This is a genomic window from Armatimonadota bacterium (assembly GCA_036504095.1).
Lineage (GTDB): Bacteria > Armatimonadota > DTGP01 > JAKQQT01 > JAKQQT01 > DASXUL01.
Map to the genome: position 1 here is coordinate 1 of DASXVS010000073.1, position 16,471 is coordinate 16,471.

Annotated in this window: 17 protein-coding genes and 3 tRNA genes; 8 read left to right on the forward strand and 12 right to left on the reverse strand. The window is 62.8% G+C overall.

Going from position 1 to position 16,471, the window contains the following annotated elements; genetic code table 11:
* The 4 genes from VGM51_17425 to VGM51_17440 all read right to left on the reverse strand — a co-directional run.
* A partial coding sequence (locus VGM51_17425; protein HEY3414823.1) for a GTP-binding protein occupies positions 1-141 on the reverse strand: 141 nt, incomplete at its 3' end.
* 170 nt (positions 142-311) lie between these two features.
* Positions 312-386: transfer RNA gene (locus VGM51_17430), tRNA-Thr, on the reverse strand.
* Positions 387-536: 150 nt separating this feature from the next.
* Positions 537-620: transfer RNA gene (locus tag VGM51_17435), tRNA-Tyr, on the reverse strand.
* A 47-nt stretch (positions 621-667) separates the two neighbouring features.
* A tRNA-Thr gene (locus tag VGM51_17440) sits at positions 668-742 on the reverse strand.
* Positions 743-835: 93 nt separating this feature from the next.
* On the opposite strand from VGM51_17440, the gene pyrF reads away from it, so the two are divergent.
* Positions 836-1,579 carry an orotidine-5'-phosphate decarboxylase gene (pyrF, locus tag VGM51_17445; GenBank protein ID HEY3414824.1) on the forward strand — a complete coding sequence of 248 codons (744 nt, stop codon included), beginning with the start codon at positions 836-838 and terminating at the stop codon, positions 1,577-1,579.
* Between the two features lie 82 nt (positions 1,580-1,661).
* The gene (locus tag VGM51_17450) at positions 1,662-2,894 is read left to right on the forward strand and encodes a Glu/Leu/Phe/Val dehydrogenase (protein ID HEY3414825.1); all 1,233 of its coding nucleotides are present in this window, start codon (positions 1,662-1,664) and stop codon (positions 2,892-2,894) included.
* 84 nt (positions 2,895-2,978) lie between these two features.
* Here VGM51_17450 and VGM51_17455 read toward each other — a convergent pair whose 3' ends face one another.
* The 3 genes from VGM51_17455 to VGM51_17465 form a co-directional block, all read right to left on the reverse strand.
* Positions 2,979-3,632: a response regulator transcription factor gene (locus tag VGM51_17455; GenBank protein HEY3414826.1), complete on the reverse strand. Its 654-nt coding sequence runs from the start codon at positions 3,630-3,632 to the stop codon at positions 2,979-2,981.
* Between the two features lie 84 nt (positions 3,633-3,716).
* Positions 3,717-4,913, reverse strand: a complete 1,197-nt coding sequence (locus VGM51_17460) for a GAF domain-containing sensor histidine kinase (protein ID HEY3414827.1) — start codon at positions 4,911-4,913, stop codon at positions 3,717-3,719.
* 811 nt (positions 4,914-5,724) lie between these two features.
* Complete coding sequence (locus VGM51_17465) at positions 5,725-6,090, reverse strand: hypothetical protein (protein HEY3414828.1); 366 nt, start codon at positions 6,088-6,090, stop codon at positions 5,725-5,727.
* A gap of 116 nt (positions 6,091-6,206) precedes the next feature.
* On the opposite strand from VGM51_17465, the gene VGM51_17470 reads away from it, so the two are divergent.
* Positions 6,207-7,484 carry an MFS transporter gene (locus VGM51_17470; GenBank protein HEY3414829.1) on the forward strand — a complete coding sequence of 426 codons (1,278 nt, stop codon included), beginning with the start codon at positions 6,207-6,209 and terminating at the stop codon, positions 7,482-7,484.
* 28 nt (positions 7,485-7,512) lie between these two features.
* On the forward strand, positions 7,513-7,806 hold the full coding sequence (locus VGM51_17475) for a DUF5658 family protein (GenBank protein HEY3414830.1): 294 nt from the start codon (positions 7,513-7,515) through the stop codon (positions 7,804-7,806).
* A 91-nt stretch (positions 7,807-7,897) separates the two neighbouring features.
* On the opposite strand, the gene VGM51_17480 is transcribed toward VGM51_17475, so the two are convergent.
* Both VGM51_17480 and VGM51_17485 read right to left on the reverse strand, forming a co-directional pair.
* On the reverse strand, positions 7,898-8,983 hold the full coding sequence (locus VGM51_17480; protein ID HEY3414831.1) for a trypsin-like peptidase domain-containing protein: 1,086 nt from the start codon (positions 8,981-8,983) through the stop codon (positions 7,898-7,900).
* Positions 8,984-9,001: 18 nt separating this feature from the next.
* Positions 9,002-9,379: a DUF1844 domain-containing protein gene (locus VGM51_17485; protein HEY3414832.1), complete on the reverse strand. Its 378-nt coding sequence runs from the start codon at positions 9,377-9,379 to the stop codon at positions 9,002-9,004.
* Between the two features lie 84 nt (positions 9,380-9,463).
* On the opposite strand from VGM51_17485, the gene VGM51_17490 reads away from it, so the two are divergent.
* On the forward strand, positions 9,464-9,820 hold the full coding sequence (locus tag VGM51_17490) for a rhodanese-like domain-containing protein (protein ID HEY3414833.1): 357 nt from the start codon (positions 9,464-9,466) through the stop codon (positions 9,818-9,820).
* Between the two features lie 93 nt (positions 9,821-9,913).
* Here VGM51_17490 and mqnC read toward each other — a convergent pair whose 3' ends face one another.
* The 3 genes from mqnC to mqnE are packed head-to-tail and all read right to left on the reverse strand — an operon-like array spanning position 9,914 to position 13,208.
* On the reverse strand, positions 9,914-11,065 hold the full coding sequence (gene mqnC / locus VGM51_17495; protein ID HEY3414834.1) for a cyclic dehypoxanthinyl futalosine synthase: 1,152 nt from the start codon (positions 11,063-11,065) through the stop codon (positions 9,914-9,916).
* On the reverse strand, positions 11,058-12,044 hold the full coding sequence (locus tag VGM51_17500) for an aspartyl protease family protein (protein HEY3414835.1): 987 nt from the start codon (positions 12,042-12,044) through the stop codon (positions 11,058-11,060). The genes mqnC and VGM51_17500 overlap by 8 nt, the downstream gene beginning before the upstream one ends.
* Positions 12,045-12,068: 24 nt before the next feature.
* On the reverse strand, positions 12,069-13,208 hold the full coding sequence (gene mqnE / locus VGM51_17505) for an aminofutalosine synthase MqnE (protein HEY3414836.1): 1,140 nt from the start codon (positions 13,206-13,208) through the stop codon (positions 12,069-12,071).
* A gap of 189 nt (positions 13,209-13,397) precedes the next feature.
* Here mqnE and VGM51_17510 point away from each other — a divergent pair, with 189 nt between their 5' ends.
* The 3 genes from VGM51_17510 to VGM51_17520 all read left to right on the forward strand — a co-directional run bounded on the left by VGM51_17510 (position 13,398) and on the right by VGM51_17520 (position 16,263).
* On the forward strand, positions 13,398-14,822 hold the full coding sequence (locus VGM51_17510) for a leucyl aminopeptidase (protein ID HEY3414837.1): 1,425 nt from the start codon (positions 13,398-13,400) through the stop codon (positions 14,820-14,822).
* Positions 14,823-14,895: 73 nt separating this feature from the next.
* On the forward strand, positions 14,896-15,459 hold the full coding sequence (locus VGM51_17515; protein HEY3414838.1) for a hypothetical protein: 564 nt from the start codon (positions 14,896-14,898) through the stop codon (positions 15,457-15,459).
* Between the two features lie 39 nt (positions 15,460-15,498).
* Positions 15,499-16,263, forward strand: coding sequence for an MBL fold metallo-hydrolase (locus tag VGM51_17520; protein ID HEY3414839.1), 765 nt, complete (start codon positions 15,499-15,501; stop codon positions 16,261-16,263).
* Positions 16,264-16,471 lie beyond the last annotated feature (208 nt).

Below are 16,471 nucleotides of genomic sequence, written 5' to 3' on the forward strand. Positions count from 1 at the left end.
ATACGCCAGTCTCTTGGCGAGACCTTTCTTCGCCAACACGCTGCTGATTGCGCTCGTCAACGTCGTCTTGCCGTGGTCCACGTGACCGATCGTTCCGATATTCACGTGCGGCTTTGTTCGCTCAAACGCCTGCTTGGCCATGAGTTGGGTCTCTCCTCTTCACGACATACCGTCGTTGGTGAATTGCCGGGCCGTAATCCGGCGGCCATCCTGGCCCCGGCACTACAGTCGCGCGCGGTAAAGGGATGACGGGTTCATTTGGCCGGCCGTACCCTCGCGGGCGCCCCGGCGATGAGTCCGTCATCCCTGCATGGAGCCGCCGGTGGGAATCGGACCCACGACCTCTTCTTTACCAAAGAAGTGCTCTACCACTGAGCTACGGCGGCAGTTGGATGTGAGAAGTGGGATATGAGAAGTTGGACTTGCTGTCCTACTTCCAACGTCTCACTTCTCATTTCCAGTTTGGTTAGAAGTTGGATGCTAGACGTTGGACCGGTCTGATCCAACTTCTAACCTCCAACTTCCAACGTCCAGTTTGGTGGGCCGGGTTAGATTCGAACTAACGTAGCTTCCGCAATGATTTTACAGACCATTCCCTTTAGCCACTCGGGCACCGACCCATATCTTATTCAGTTGTACGGTTGCCCGCCGGAGATAACCGTCGGACTGGAGCCGGCGATAGGATTCGAACCCACGACCCGCTGTTTACAAAACAGCTGCTCTACCCCTGAGCTACACCGGCGACGCTCCGGGCCGCAGGCTTGTAACCCGGCCCGCAAACGTTTCCATTATAAGAGAAATCGCTAGTGGTGTCAAACAGAAGGAGCCCCAATTCGTGACCCAAACTCAGCGCGAAGCCGCGCTCAACAGGCTTATCCTCGCCCTCGATGTCCCCACGCTTGACGATGCCGTGGAGTGGTATCATCGTATGGCCCCGCGTTTCGGCTGGTTCAAGGTGGGGTTGGAGCTATTTAGCGCTCACGGCCCGGCGGTTTTCGACCGCATCCCGCCCGAGCGCGTTTTCCTCGACGTAAAGTACCACGACATCCCGAACACCGTGGCCGGCGCTTCCAGGGCAGCCGCGAAGCTGGGCGTCTGGATGTTCAACGTCCACGCGGCGGGGGGTTCCGCGATGCTCAAGGCCGCCAGGCAGGCCGCTGATGCCGGGTCGCAGTCCATCGGCGCCGCTCCACCGCTTCTCATCGCGGTGACCGTCCTCAGCAGCATCGACGAGACCGTGTTGCGCGGCGAGATGGGGGTGGCGAGGGCGATTGACGAACAGGTGCTGGCGATGGCGCGGCTGGCCCAGGACAACGGCCTCGACGGCGTCGTTGCTTCCGCTCCGGAAGTGGCGCGCATCCGGGAGGCTTGCGGGCCCGATTTTGTGATCATGACGCCGGGTATCCGCCCCTCCGGAGCGCCATTGGGAGACCAGAAGCGGGTGATGACGCCGGCCGAGGCAATCCGCGCCGGTTCCACCTACCTTGGCATCGGGCGCCCGGTCACCGCCGAGGCGGACCCCGAATCCGCGGCGGAAGCGATCCTCGAGGAAGTGGCGCAGGCGATGCAAACGGGTTAGAATGATCGCATGCCAGCAAAGGAGCGTAAGCGTGATGTCAAGCACCGCCGACCACAACATGCCCACCGGCGAAGATGAGTTGATGCTCTGTGATTCCAAAGCGCGCCTGGCCCGCGCCGCGGACGTGATGGGGCTCGAACCGTGGCTGGCCCGCGTGCTGGGAGCCATGGAGATGGAGTTCATCACGGATTTCCCGGTGCGGATGGATGATGGCGATATCCGCATCTTTCACGGGTACCGCGTGCATCACAACGGCGGGCGCGGCCCATTCAAGGGGGGCGTACGCTATCACCCGCGCGTTTCCCTCCACGATATGCGCGCGATGGCGATGCTGATGACGTGGAAGTGCGCGATCATCAACGTTCCATTCGGCGGGGCAAAGGGCGGCGTGGTTTGCGACCCTCATATCCTGAGCGTTCGCGAGCTGGAAGGCATCACGCGGCGGTTCACGACGGAACTCACCCCCGTCTTCGGGCCGAACAAGGATATACTGGCGCCCGACGTGGGCACCGGCCAGCGCGAAATGGCCTGGATCGCCGACACGTACAGCATGAACAAGGGGGTGACGACGCTTTCGTGCGTGACCGGCAAGTACCCGAATCTCGGCGGATCGCTGGGGCGACGGGAAGCCACCGGCCGCGGCATTGCAGTGGTCTCCGACTGCGCCTTGGGCGAGATGGGAAGCGGCCTTAAGGGGAGCGACGTTGTTGTGCAGGGTTTCGGCAGCGTGGGGCAGAGCGTCGCCGCCGCATCGGCCGCGCTGGGCGCGAAGGTGATCGCGGTTTCCGATTCTTCCGGCGCCGTGTTCAACCCCGCGGGGTTGGACGTTACAGCGCTCATCAAGCATCATTCGAAAGGCGGGTCGGTACCGGATTTTCGGGGCGGCGAGGCGATGACCAACCCGGAGATGCTGGCACTCCCTTGTGACGTGCTGGTGCCCGCGGCGATGGAGAACCAGATCACCGGAACGTCCGCCGCGCGGGTCCGGGCGAGGCTGATCGTCGAGGGGGCGAATGGCCCGGTGACGTCCGAGGCGGATACCGTGCTGGCTGAACGAGGCATAACGGTTGTGCCGGACGTCCTGGCCAACGCGGGCGGCGTGCTGGTCAGTTACTTCGAGTGGGTGCAGGATATCAGCCAGTTGTTCTGGACCCTGGAACAGGTCAATGACAGCCTGGACAGCCGGATGCGCGAGACCTACGCCACGGTTTCGACCATCGCCAGGAAACTGCGGCTAGATATGCGCACGGCCGCGCTCACATTGGGAGTTGGCAGAGCGGCGGACGCGCTCCGCATGCGCGGCCTTTACCCATAGCCGACCGATGAGCGAGACAGGCGTGCGGCCCGTCCGAGGAGACGGACCGCACGCCTGTTGTCCAGTAACGGGGCGACGGAAATCCTACAGGTTCTGGCTAAGCGCGTACAGCGCCGCCTGGGTGCGGTCGCGAACGCCGATCTTGTCGAAGATGTTGTGCAGGTGCGTCTTGACCGTTTTCTCTTCCACGAACAGGCGCCCGCCTATCTCGCGGTTGTTCAACCCTTCCGCAACGAGGCGAAGGACTTCCACTTCGCGGCCGCTGAGGCCATGGGGTGGGGGAGCGGTGGCCGCGCGCTCGCGCAGCGTCGTGAACTCCTCAAAGAGGCGGCGCGTGAGGCACGAATCCAGCAGGCACTCACCGTTTGAAACGCGACGAATCGCATCGCAGAGCGCTTCGCGGCTGACGTCCTTCAAGAGATACCCGTCCACTCCGGCGCTGATCGCGTCGAAGAGGTACTGATCGTTGTCGAACATTGTGAACAGCAGGATGCGCTGGTCTTTGTGTCGCGCCTTGATGTGCCTGGTTGCGGCCAGCCCATCCATCTGCGGCATCTTGACGTCCATCAGCAGGACATTCGGCTGCAGCGCCGCCACCAGTTCGGCGGCTTCCTGGCCGTTGCCGGCCTGACCGACTACGCTGAAACCCGGCTCCGTCTCCAACATGTTGGCCAGACCCTCGCGCAACAGCGCGTGGTCATCCGCCAGTACAATGGTTATATCTGTCGCGTTGCTCAAGGTCCCGTTCTCCTTTTGGCGCTCGCCGCGGCTGCCAGATCCACAGCGCCGCCCAGCTCCCGCCTGATCACCTTTTCGGGGTCTCTATGATCCCTTGCCTGATTTTGTGAGCGGACATCGCAGTGTTGTGAGCGTGCCCTTGCCCGATTCCGAAATTGTCGCCAGAGTAATCCCGTGCGCATCGGCGCGTTCGCGCATCGCGGCCAACCCGATCCGCCCGGCGTTCCGGGCAGAGCGGGCGATATCGGCGCCAAATCCCTTGCCCCAATCCTCCACGGTAATGGTCAGGGCCTTCTGTGTAAAATGCATTTCCATTCGCGCCCTCGCGGACCCGGAGTGCCGCTCCACGTTGATCAGCGCTTCCCTCGTAATGTGGTAGAGACCGGTTTCCAGGCTGCTGCTAAGCCGGCGGGGTTCCCCGGTGACCGTCACCTCCACGTTTACACGGCCGCGCGCCGTCACGGCGGCGCATTCGTTGCGCAGCGCCGGAACGAGGCCGAGATCGTCCAGCGACATCGGCCTGAGGCCCGCCATCACGGCCCTCAACTGGATCAGCGTTTCGCGAGCGGTCTCCTCGGCCTGATCCAGCGCCGGAATTGCGTGCGAAGGGTCAGTCTCAATCTGCCTGCGCGCCGTCTGGACACGAAAGACCAGGTTGAAAAGCCCCTGCGCCGGCCCATCGTGCAGGTCCGCGGCCACTCTCTTGCGCTCGTTTTCCTGCGCGTTCCACAATTGATGCAACACCGCCTGCAACCGCTCCCGGTGCTCGCATGCCTCGTCATAAAGCATCGTGTTTTGCAGCGCCACGGCAGCCAGGTGCCCGATCGACGTCAGCAGCGCCACATCGCCCTCGTCGAACGGCGCGCGCGCGTCCGAATTGCTGACGCTAAGGGCGCCGATGGCGCGGCCGGCATATCGTAGCGGAACGCACACGGCGTCGCGAATATCCTCCCGGTGCAGCAGGTGGGCAAGCGGACCGGACCTACCCAGGAGCAGCATCGGTTCGTCGTTGGCCACGACCCACTCCGCAACGGGACTCTCCGGCGGTACGGCCCCGGACGTTCCTTCCGGGCGGGTGGTGGCAACCAGCTGCATCGATCCCGGCCCGTCGCCGGGCAGCATCACCGATGCGGACGAGCCCCTCAGCGCCGCCACGGCCTTCTCTACAACCAACTGTTGAACGTCTTGAACGCCCAATCCCTGGTTGATTGCGAGCGCCAGGTCCGTGATGACGTCGGAAGCATCGGACAGTATTGGTTCGTTGGAGACGCGATTGCTCATAAGTACTCATACCATCTATCGAACAAAAGGCTTAGCAACTTTACACCGCGGATAAGAGCCGCCCGCGCGAAGCGGCTTAGATGCCCACCGACTGCCGGGGTCAGGAACGCGCGGTTCCGGGTTGGGCGTGCCGTTGGTCGGGCGGCGGAGTGGCCGCGTTTGTGCGGACGGCGCCAAACGCAGAGAGGGGGCGGAGCCTAAGCCCCGCCCCCTCTCTTCTACCGCAGGTCCTCGATCAGCGCGAACGAGCGACTCGGTAGTAATGACTGTTCGCCCGTCGGAGCCTTGCGGAGTACCGACGCTGCGCCCGATACCTGGACCGATAATAGGCCGCCTGCCGTCTGGCACGGCGTTCCCGGGCCAATTCCCGACTGCGGCGCGAAGTCCGGGAATCGTGGTATTTCTTCCAAAGGTAAACGGAGCCCGCCGCCCCCGCAATGCCCGCGTCACGGGATTTCCGGTGACTCAACAGGTACGCCGAAACGGCGGTCGCCCCGATAGCCGCGTTCTTCGCCTCGTTTTCACCGGCGAAGGCTGCAACCGGCACTACACTTGCGCTGATGCAGAAAAGAAGCCCAAAGGCAATAACCCTGCTTTTCATCATGTTCCTCCTGTACGGCCGGCTCAATCCGTTGTGGCCGCTCCTATACGAATAGACTACCACACGTTGCTTCGAGGTAAAACTACGTTCGGGTCATAGCGGCCAAAATCGGATATAGGATCGCGCCATACGATTTCGCAACGCCGGGAGCACACACGCGGAGAGGGGGCGGAGCATCAGCCCCGCCCCCTCTATACACCGTCGGCCGGATCAGCGCGCCCAAGCGGCGCGAGCAGCCTTTGCCCTGTTCGATCTCTGCCTCACGGCATAGCGACGCTGAGACGCGGAACGCGAGTTGGCATATGCCGCATGGCGCCGGTACCGCACCTGCTGGGCCAGCGCACGCTTGCGGCGCGCCTTCTTGGAATCGTCATACTTCTTCCAAAGGTACACGGAACCCGCTGCGCCCACGATGCCGGCATTGCGGCTCTTCTTCTGGCTCAACAGGTACGCCGAGATGGCAGTGACGCCGATGGCCGTGTTCTTTGCCTTCTGCTCGTTAGCGAGAGCGGCAACCGGCACGATACTCGCGCCAATGCAGAATAGAAGCCCGAAGGCTATAGCTCTGATATTCATCCTACAAATCCCTCACGGCCGAGCGCAGTGCGTTTACTCGATACGGCCGTTCTTTCATACTCATGGTACCCACTCTTGCCTGGTTGCGAAACAGCGGACCCATTATGGCGACAACAATGGCATATATACCTGACGCACAAAGCCCCGAGCATGACCGCGGTACGCCGCTGGCCGTCGCCGGTTATTATTTCTGGAGCCTCGCCGGCCTGGCGATCGCATATCCCTACCTTCCGCTGTACTGGAGATCGCTGGGGTGTTCCCAGCACGAGATCCACACGCTTCTGACAGCGCTTGGGCTGGGCGGCCTGATCGCGCAGGCGCCGCTCGGGTATCTTTCGGACCGGGGCGGGAAACGCCGCCGATTCGTGGTCGGCCTGATGGGCACCGGCGGCCTAACCATGCTGGCGTACGGGCTGAGCCATTCGTTCTGGGTGGTTCTGGGGCTGACGCTTGTGCAAAGCGCCTGCTTCCGTTCGGCGGATGCGCTGGTCCAGGCGCTCGTTGGAGACTGGGTGTCGGGGACGCGGATGGCCACGCTCTTCGGCCGCGTGCGCCTTGCCGGGAGCGTAGGGTGGTTTTCGTCGCTTTTGTTGTCAGCGCGGGTGGCGCTGATGACGGACACGCGGCCGTTGCACGCGGCGGAGTGGGCAACGCCGATGTTTCTGGTCGTAGCCGGGTGCAATTTCGCGGCGGCAGGCTCGATACTGATCGCCCGATCCGCGCCCGCGCGGAAGCGGCTGAGCATCGGTCCGATCGCAGCGTTGACGACTGTTGTGCGAGCGCCGGGAGTCGGGCGGTTTCTCCTGGCCGTGCTGCTGTTCTGGACGGGCCTGCAGAGCGTTTCGGCCTTCCTGAGTTTGCTGTTGCAGCAGATGGGCGCGGGTCACGAGATCATCAGCATGGCGTTTGTGGTGAGCGCCATAGCCGAGACGCCGTTCATCCTGCTGGCGGGCAGAATGGCGGGACGGTGGGGCGAGCGGCGGCTCCTGATGGTCGCCTTCGGGGCCATGCCGATACGCCTGGCGATCCTGGCGTTCATGCCGACGCCTGAGTGGGCGTATGTGTCCCAGGCGCTTCACAGCGTTACGTACGGGCTTGCACTTGTGGGAACGGTGGCGTTCATGAATCACCACCTGCCCGGCACGCTTCGCGCATCCGGACAGGCAGCGCTTGGCGTGGTGTTGAGCGCATCGAACACGCTGGCGCCGTTCCTCGGGGGATTCATCGTCCCATGGGGCGGTTACAAGGGAGCGTTCGCGGCCATGGCCGCGATCACGATGGTTGGTTGGGCGATTCTGGGGAGCACCCGTGAAGACATCGGACAGAAGAACAAAAATCAGCAAGGGACCGGTGTCGGATCAGGGCCCGACGGCCTGTCTCCAGCCGATGCCTAGCCCGGACGCGCCCAACGCATCCGTGAAGATGAGTGACGAATACGGCGGTTTCGCGCTCCTGAACCTTTTCGACCTCGGCCTGACCGCGCTCATCTTCCAGCATGGCGGCCGCGAGATCAACCCGGTGGGCTACCACGTTATGGTCCGTTTCGGCCTGAGCGGCTACACACTGTTCAAGTTCGCGCTGGTGGGCGCTGTGATCCTTGCCTGCGAGCGCATTTACGCGATCAAGCCCGAGTCAGCGCGCCGCCTGATCAACAGCGCCAACCTCATCTATCTGGGCGTGGTGCTGTGGGAATGCGTTCTCATCGCGTTCCATTAAGCAATCCGGCGCTACCGGGATGCCAGCGTTATTCGGATGGACGGCGCCGGGGAGGGTGCCCCCCGGCGCCGCATTGAAGGTGTGGACGGCCCTATACGGCCAACTCGGTCGGCCGTTCCGCCAGCTTCAGTTTCACGGTCAGCGTTTCTCCGTCGCGGAACACCGTGAACTCGACGCTGTCGCCGATATTCTTCGCGTGAAGCGCCGTCTGGAGTTCGCTCACCGTTCCCACGCGCGCGCCATCCACTTTCACGACAATGTCGTTTCTCTGAAGGCCCGCCTTTGCCGCCGGCCCGCCGGGGTACGGCGCGCGGAGCACGACGCCCTGGGGCAGGTTGTACCACTGGACGGCGGAGGGGGAGATATCGCCATAGTCCACTCCGATCCACGGCAGGCGGATGTGGCCGGTCTTGGCGATATCGTCGAGGATCGCGCGTGCGGTATTCACGGGAACGGCGAAGCCGATGCCCACGTTGCCCTGGCTGCCCCGGACACTGGCGATGGCGGTGTTGATGCCGATGAGCCGCCCGGTGCTATCCACCAGCGCTCCGCCGGAGTTCCCGGGGTTGATGGCGGCGTCCGTCTGGATCAGCCCTTCAAGAGGCCCCTGTTCACCCTGGATGCTGCGGCCGAGCGCGCTCACGATTCCTGATGTGACACTTCGCGTCAATCCGAGCGGGTTTCCGATAGCGATGGTCCTCTGGCCGACCTGCAGCTCATCGGAATTACCCAACGGCGCGACGGGCAGGTTTTTCTCGTTGATCTTCACGATCGCCAGATCCGACCGCGGATCGGCGCCTCGAACCTGGCCTTCCATCGGCTTCTTTCCCGGGATGGTGACAGTCACGGTGGGAGAGGTGCGTCCGTCCGGCATGGAGACCACGTGTTTGTTCGTCAGGATAAAGCCGTCGGAGCGAACGATGACACCGGACCCCTGGCCCTGGAACTGCTGCACAGGGTTGAACCAGTCATTCGTTTCAACGGTGCCCTGAACCATGATGGACACCACGGTGGGGTCCATTTTCTTCACCACGCTGATCGTGGTTTCCTCATCGGGCTGCAGGCGTCCCTGAGCCATGACGACATATTTCCCCTCGTGGCCCTGGAAGACCTGCACGGCCACAAAGGCGACCATGGCCCCCAGGAGGAAAAGCGCTATGCTGCGTCCTCGTTTCATGCGTACCCCCAAATCGTTCTACCGGTTTGACAACTGCTGTACATAATTGACGCGCAGCATCGACACCACGTTCTGCATTTCTCTGCGCGACTCATCATCCAGGTGCGACTCGATCTGCGCGACGAGATAGGTAACCGAATCGATAGCGACCTTCGCCTGGTCGAGATCGCGGTCCATCTCTCCTGTGAACGGGCTTGGAGTGAGCCCCATCCAGGCCCAGGCGCCGTTGGACAACAGGCTGACAGTCGTCTTCAAAAGGCCATATACATCGATCGGCGGCATTTGCGGCGCGCCTTCGTCGGTCGAAACCCCTTCGTCCGCGGCAGGCTCGGGCGGCGCATTGTTTGCGTGGACGCTCGCGTCCTGCGCTACTTCGGTGTTCTCATCGGATTCCATAGTACCCTCCGGTGTATATACATTGGCGCCAGGTTTGTGGCGCGGTGTGGTACTATCATTTTGGCATACGCGGCAAAGGAGTCAATGGTTTCCGTGAATGAGCTTCCGTGGAAAGACAGACTGGATGCTTCGCCGGAGGAAGTCGAGCGGGCTTTCCGGGAGGGAGCGCGATTTCGCGTGCTGGACGTTCGCACCCACCCCGAATTCGCCGCATACCACATCCCCGGAGCGATGCAGGCGCCCATTGACACGCTCCCGGATGAACTCGAGTTCATCGACCGCGAGACGGACTGGATCGTGGTGTGCGAACACGGTGTGCGCAGCCGGGCGGCAACGGGATACCTGCGTCAGAACGGTTTCGATCGTGTGTGTAACATGGTCGGCGGTATGGCGCGGTGGCGGGGGGCAATCGAGCGCGGCGCGCCGGCGGACCACCGCTGACACAGGAGCATCCGCCGCAACATCACAAAGCCGCAGGGGTGGAATCGGACACCAATCGTTCGGAGCCTCGGCGTCCGGGTCTCTGTGGTTTCCTCACACCGGAACGCCGATTTGCAGGAGCTGCGGGTCGCGACTCACGGATTCGGCCGGCGGGTCCGGCAGGTAGCGGTATTGTGTGTCGCGAAGCTGCGGACGGTAGCCGGCGTCGCGGATATGCCTCTGAATCTCGCTGATGGGCATCAGGAACGACGTGCCGGCGCTGGAGACCACGTTTTCCTCCATCATCGTGCTACCGAAATCGTCCACGCCGAACTTGAGGGCTATCTGCGCAATGCGCGGGCCCTGCGTGACCCAGCTGGCCTGCACGTGCGGGATGTTGTCCAGTACCAGCCGCGCCGTGGCCACCAATTTGAGGTAGTCGAATGAGGTGGCCGGCTGCCAATCCGGGCCAAGTTCGGCCTGCAGATCGGTTCCATCGGGCTGGAACGACCACGGGATGAACGCTTTGAAGCCGCCCGTTTCGTCCTGGAGCGCGCGAATCAGCATCAGGTGCTCGACGCGCATCGCGTCGTCGTCCACCGTGCCGAACATCATGGTGGCGCTGGTCGGGATCCCGAGGCGATGGGCCGTGCGCATCAGTTCGACCCAGCGCTGGGACTTTTCCTTGTAAGGCGCGATGGCATCGCGGACATCGTCCACGATCATCTCGGCGGCGCCGGGGATGCTGTCCAGGCCGGCGTCGCGCAGCCTTCGGAGAGTTTCCTCAAGGCTGAGGCGGCTGACGTGGGCGATGTAGTTGATCTCGGTGCTGCTGAATCCGTGGATATCGACGGGATACGCCGCCTTCATCGCCCGGAGCAGATCTTCGTACCACTCGATCTTCAAACCCGGGTGGAGCCCGCCTTGAAGGAGAACTTCCCGGCCGCCGGCCGCCACCAGTTCCCGGCATTTTTCGAGGATGACCTCGGTGGGCAACACGTAACCCTCATCGTGGCCGGGCGTCCGGTAGAACGCGCAGAACTTGCAGCGCACCCAGCATACGTTGGTGTAGTTGATGTTCCGGCCGATGTTATACGTGACGATTGCCTGATCGGTCACCTGTCCACGCTTCCAGTCGGCGAGGGCGGACAGCAGGTTCAGGTCCGGGCACGCCAGCAGGGCCATGGCATCTTCACGGGACAGCCTTTCGCCCGCCAGCACCTTCCGTTCCACGGTGTCAAGTTTGCTCTTCAAAGTGTCAGTCACTGGTTCGTATGCTTTCCGGCGCCGCGTCACGGCGCGCGCCCTCGTTTCGGGGTGTTCTTTCGCGCGAAAGGAAGACCTCATTCGTGCTGTAGAAGATGTAAACGTCGCGATCCTTCAGCATGTTTCCGCCAATGATGGCGGAAGGCAGCGACTCGAGCCCGTATTGTTCGAAGACGATGAGATCGCCCACGCTCACTGTTTCATCCCGGTAGGGAATCCTGCCGATCTCCATCTTTTGCGCGGCGTGCTGGGTGATGCGCACTTGCGTCCGGTCCGCGCCGGTGGTCACGATAGCTTCGCCTTCAGCCGGCGAGATTCCCGCGGATGCCGCGCCACGCTTGTTCAAAACGCTCCTGCTGGCGCCGGTGTCTAGTACTCCGACGAGCAGGCGATCATTCACAAGGATGGGCACGATCATGAACCCAACGGATGCGAGCCTGAACGGGATCCTCGCGTATTTCTGCACGTCCGGCGGGAGGGCGGGGCGCCCGGAGAGCGAGCTCAGCTCCAGGGTTCCCGCCGACGCATTGAACCTTACATCGTAGTTGCGCAGGAAATCCAGGCCCAGGATGCCGTCGAGTTTCGTGGACATCCAGTTATCCTCGGACCCGAGGTCGAGCACGAGAACGCGGAGATCGTACTGAACCGCGTCCCCCACGGCCAACGCGGGCAGGATAAACCGCTGGGCCGTGATATTACCGCCCGCGCCGGTTACGACTTCCGAAGCGGCTTCGATACTCTTCAGGCCCAGGGCGTTCCGCACCGCGGGCGTGATGGCGCTCCGGGTGGCGGCGGTATCCACTAGGAAATGGAGATTCCGGAGCGGCCCCACGCGGACGTCCACAAGGAATGCGGCATCGCGGTCGCCGGCAACCTGCGTCAGCGGCACCGCAATCAGCGGCCCCGCATCAACGCGCGGCGGCGCGACGGACAGGGCGCCAAGACAACCCAGGAGCGCGATGTAACGGCGGTTCCTCATGCGCGGACCCGGCTTCTCCCGCTGCTATTGCACACCGGCCGCAGCCCCCGCGAGAAGTTTGCCGTCGTCGCCGAGACGGTTGTAAAGTGTGTCGCGCTCGACGGGTTCGCGGCCGGCGGATTCAATGAGGCGGATCATCTGTTTTTGCGAAAGGCCCTGCCTGTGGTCCTTCGCGTCAACGCCGACGTGCGTGATTTCGTACTCCATAATGGTGCCGTCCATGTCGTCCGCGCCATACCACAGGCTGGTTTGCGCGACGGGCGGCGTGATCATTATCCAGAACGCCTTGATATGGGGAAAATTGTCCAGCATGAGCCGCGCCACGGCGATGTTGCGCAGATCGTCGATCCCGCTGTCCCGTTTGATGTCCGCGAGTTCGGTGTTGGTGGGATCCATCGCCAGCGGGATGAAAGTCAGGAAGCCCCCGGTCTCGTCCTGCAAATCGCGAAGGCGAATCATGTGCTCCACGCGTTCGGCATAGGTCTCGATGTGGCCATAGAGCATCGTTGCATTGCTGCGCAATCCGGACCGATGGGCCGTCCGGGCGATATCCAGCCATTCCGCGCTGTCAAGTTTCTTGCCGAACAGTTCCTGGTGAACCCGTTCGCTCGACACCTCGGCGCCGCCGCCGGGGCAGGAGGCCAGGCCGTGGCGCTGGAGATCCGTGAGGGTTTCCTCGAGTGTTTCGAACGGTCCGACCTTGTGTATCTGGGCAAGTTCCACCATGGTCCAGGCCTTGATATGGACGTCCGGGCGGACCTGCCGAATGGCGCTCAGCAAATCCAGGTAATACGAGTAGGGGAGCCGAGGGTGTATTCCGCCGACGACGTGGATCTCGGTGACGGGAAGATCAATATAGCGGCGAACGCGATCCGCGATGTCGTCCGGAGACAGGACATACGGGTCGGGGCCACCCTTTTTCGCGTAGAACGAGCAGAACTTGCAGTCCTTCTGGCAAATGTTCGTGTAGTTGATGTGCTGGTTGCGGACGTAGTACGCCTTGTCGCCGTTCATTCGCTCGCGGACGAGATTGGCCATATGCCCGACGTATGCCAGGTGAGGGCTTTCGTACAGGCGAACGCCGTCGTCCAGGGTCAGCCGTTGGCCGGCGAGAACCCGGGAATAGATGTCTTTGAGGTCCGATTGGAGGATTAGTTCGTGCATGCTACTTCCATTATACCGGCGTCGGCGGGGTTGATTCGACGGGCGTGCGCCGGATGTGCCGGCGTGCACGCTTGCGAGCGATCAATTGAACTCTGCCGCGCGCGCATTCTATGATTCTTCCGTGACGCGATTTCAGGCGCCACCATTTTGTGCCGCCTAATATGCGGCGCCCTAACCGAGAACACAAACATGACCGTTCCCGTTGCGACGACCTTGCCGGCCACCGCCGACACCGTTGTACTGTTTGCATTTGCCGATGTTGAGCCGGACCTTTCCCTCTTTGGCGAGTCCGTATCCTCCGCCTTCAATGCCGGTTTCGTTCGCCGAAAGGCCAACGATATCACTCCGCTGTTCGAGGCGAACCGCCGGGTCATCGTGGTAGGCCTCGGCGATGCGAAGGACCATACCCTCATCCGTCTGAAGCGCGCCGCCGGATCCGCCGTGCGGTACCTTGCGGACCGCAACGTTTCCGCGGCCACGGTGCTCGCGCCCGAAGACGATGGCGCCGCGGGCGCCGCCGTTATCGCGGAGGCCGCGGTCCTCGGATCGTTCGATTCCGGCGACCGCAAGAGCACGGAACGCCCGATCCCATTCGAGACCCTCACCATCGTATCCCGAGCGCCGGGCGCGGCAGAAGCCGTCGAGCGCGCGCGCATCGTGGCGGAGGCATCCAACGAAGCGCGCAGACTCGTGAACTGCCCGGCTGCGGATCTTCCTCCCGCCGAGCTGGCCCGCCGCGCGGTGGAGCTTGCCGGCGCCTGCGGGCTGGACGCCAGGACCTTCAGCGTGGCGGAGATGGAAGCGCTGGGGATGGTCGGGTGTCTCGCGGTGGGCCGCGGTTCGCGAAACGCGCCGTCCTTCACGGTTCTCAAACACACGCCGAACCCCGGTGAAGCGCCGATCGTGCTCGTTGGCAAAGGGCTTTGCTTCGATTCCGGCGGCATCTCCCTGAAGCCGGGCGCGGACATGCATCATATGAAAGATGACATGGCGGGCGGCGCGGCGGTCATCGGCGCCCTAGTGGCCGCTGCGCGGTTGAAACTACCGGTCAACGTTGTGGGTATCATCCCCGCGGCCGAAAACATGCCCGGCGGAGACGCGTACCGTCCTTCGGACGTGCTGACGTTCGGAAACGGGAAGACGGTTGAGATCGTGAACACGGACGCGGAAGGCCGCCTGGTTCTGGCGGACGGGCTGGTCTACGGAGAGCGCGAATTCAAGCCGAAGGCGATCGTCGATCTTGCCACGCTCACGGGAGCGTGCGTCATCTCGCTTGGCGGCGATATTTCCGGTGTGTTTTCCGCCGATGACGCGCTGGCCAACGCACTTGTTGCGGCCGGCGACGCCGCAACGGAACCCGCGTGGCGCCTGCCGATGTACAAGGCGTACAGGTCGAAATTCGACAGCGGCATCGCCGATATGACGAACGCGGGCGATCGATGGGGCGGCAGCATCACCGCCGCGCTGTTCCTCGCGGAATTCGTTGAGTCAACGCCGTTTGCGCATATTGACATCGCCGGGCCGGCGTTTGACGACACCGAAAAGGCCTGGCTTGCCCGTGGCGGCACCGGATATGGCGTTGCCCTGCTGATAGAGTACCTCAGCAGGCTTTAGAAGAATCGCGGCGCGGAACGAGGTAGGTTGTTCCGCGAATCAAAAGGCGCGGCCTGCCGATTGCTGAACGACCATGCTAATCACAATTGTCGGTATGTTTGCAGATAGCGCGGACGCGCGCCGAGCCGTATTCGACCTCGAAGAGGCCAAGTACCCCCTCGCCGACGTGTCCGTTGCGATGAAAGAGCAGGGCGAAAACGCTTTCGGCGGTTCCGGAAGCCTGCTCGATATCCCCATCAGCAACCAGGCGCGGACCGCTCCGATGGAGCATGGGCAGGCGCCGACCGCGGACCTGTACGCGATCCAGGAAGGCGAGCTGGCGGAATTCGGCCCCATCGTAGCCGCCGGACCACTGGCCGAAGCCATCGGCGGCGCGGCCCTCGGGGTTGCCGCCGGCGGCCTGGTGGGATCACTCACCAACGTTGGGATACCGAACGAGACCGCGCGCAAGCTGGTCGGTCGCGTCCGTTCCGGCCAGCAGACGCTGGTCGCCATCAAGGCGCCACCGGCCGATTCGGAGCGCGTTCAGGGGCTCTTCCTGGAGAACGGCGCGGCGGAAGTGTACGTGAGCCGGTCTCACAAACGCACGCTGGGTGAAGGCGAACGCTCGATCGCGCTTTCGCAAGTGGGGTTCTGAATGGCGGCGGGGGATTCCGGGGCCGAGTGGCCGCGCGCGATGACGGTCACTTTTCTGGGCTCCGGAACGTCTTCCGGCGTGCCGGTTATTTCATGTGAATGCGCGGTTTGCCGGTCGGATGATCCCCGCAACCGGAGAGACCGCGCGTCTGTCCTTCTCCGCTGGGGCGGTCGAAACGTGGTGGTGGACACCGGGCCGGAGTTTCGGCTTCAGGTGCTTCGGGAAAAGGTGCGGCGCCTCGACGCCGTTCTCGTAACGCACGAGCATGCCGATCATATCTACGGACTGGATGACGTTCGTTTCTTCACACTCCACGGCGGAACCATGCCGCTTTACGCCAGCAAGCGGACCGCGGACTACGTCCGCAGCGTCTTTCCGTACATCTTCGACGGCACGCACACGTCGGGCACGTTTCGCCCTAACATCGCGATCCATACCGTGAACGGTCCATTCGAGCTCTTCGGCGAAACGGTCACCCCTATCCCGGTCATGCACGGTTCGCTGCCGATCCTCGGTTTTCGTGTACGGGATTTCGCCTATGTGACGGACTGCAGCGGCATACCCGCCGAATCCGAGGAACTGCTGCGGGGGGTCGACACCCTGGTCCTGGGGGCTCTGCGGCAGCGGCCTCATCCAACCCACTTTTCGCTGAGCGAAGCGATTGAGGCGGCCAGGCGCATCGGCCCGAGAATGACCTATTTCACCCACATCGGGCATGAAATGGACCACGCAGTGACCAGCGCGGAGCTCCCGAAGGGATTCGCCCTCGCGTACGACGGACTCTCGATCGGGGAGGGGAAATGAGGAAATTGGAAATGGGGTGATGGGGAAATGGGGTGATGGGGAAATGGGGTGATGGGGAAATGGGGTGATCAGGCTGGGTCACAACGCGTGTGTTTTGAATATTTTGGTTACCATGGATGCCAGGTTCGAGCGCGACGTAAAATGTAGATAGTGACGTTCGCGCTTGAGAGGTTTCCATGCTGAAGAAGAAATACCGTGAGCAGCCGCA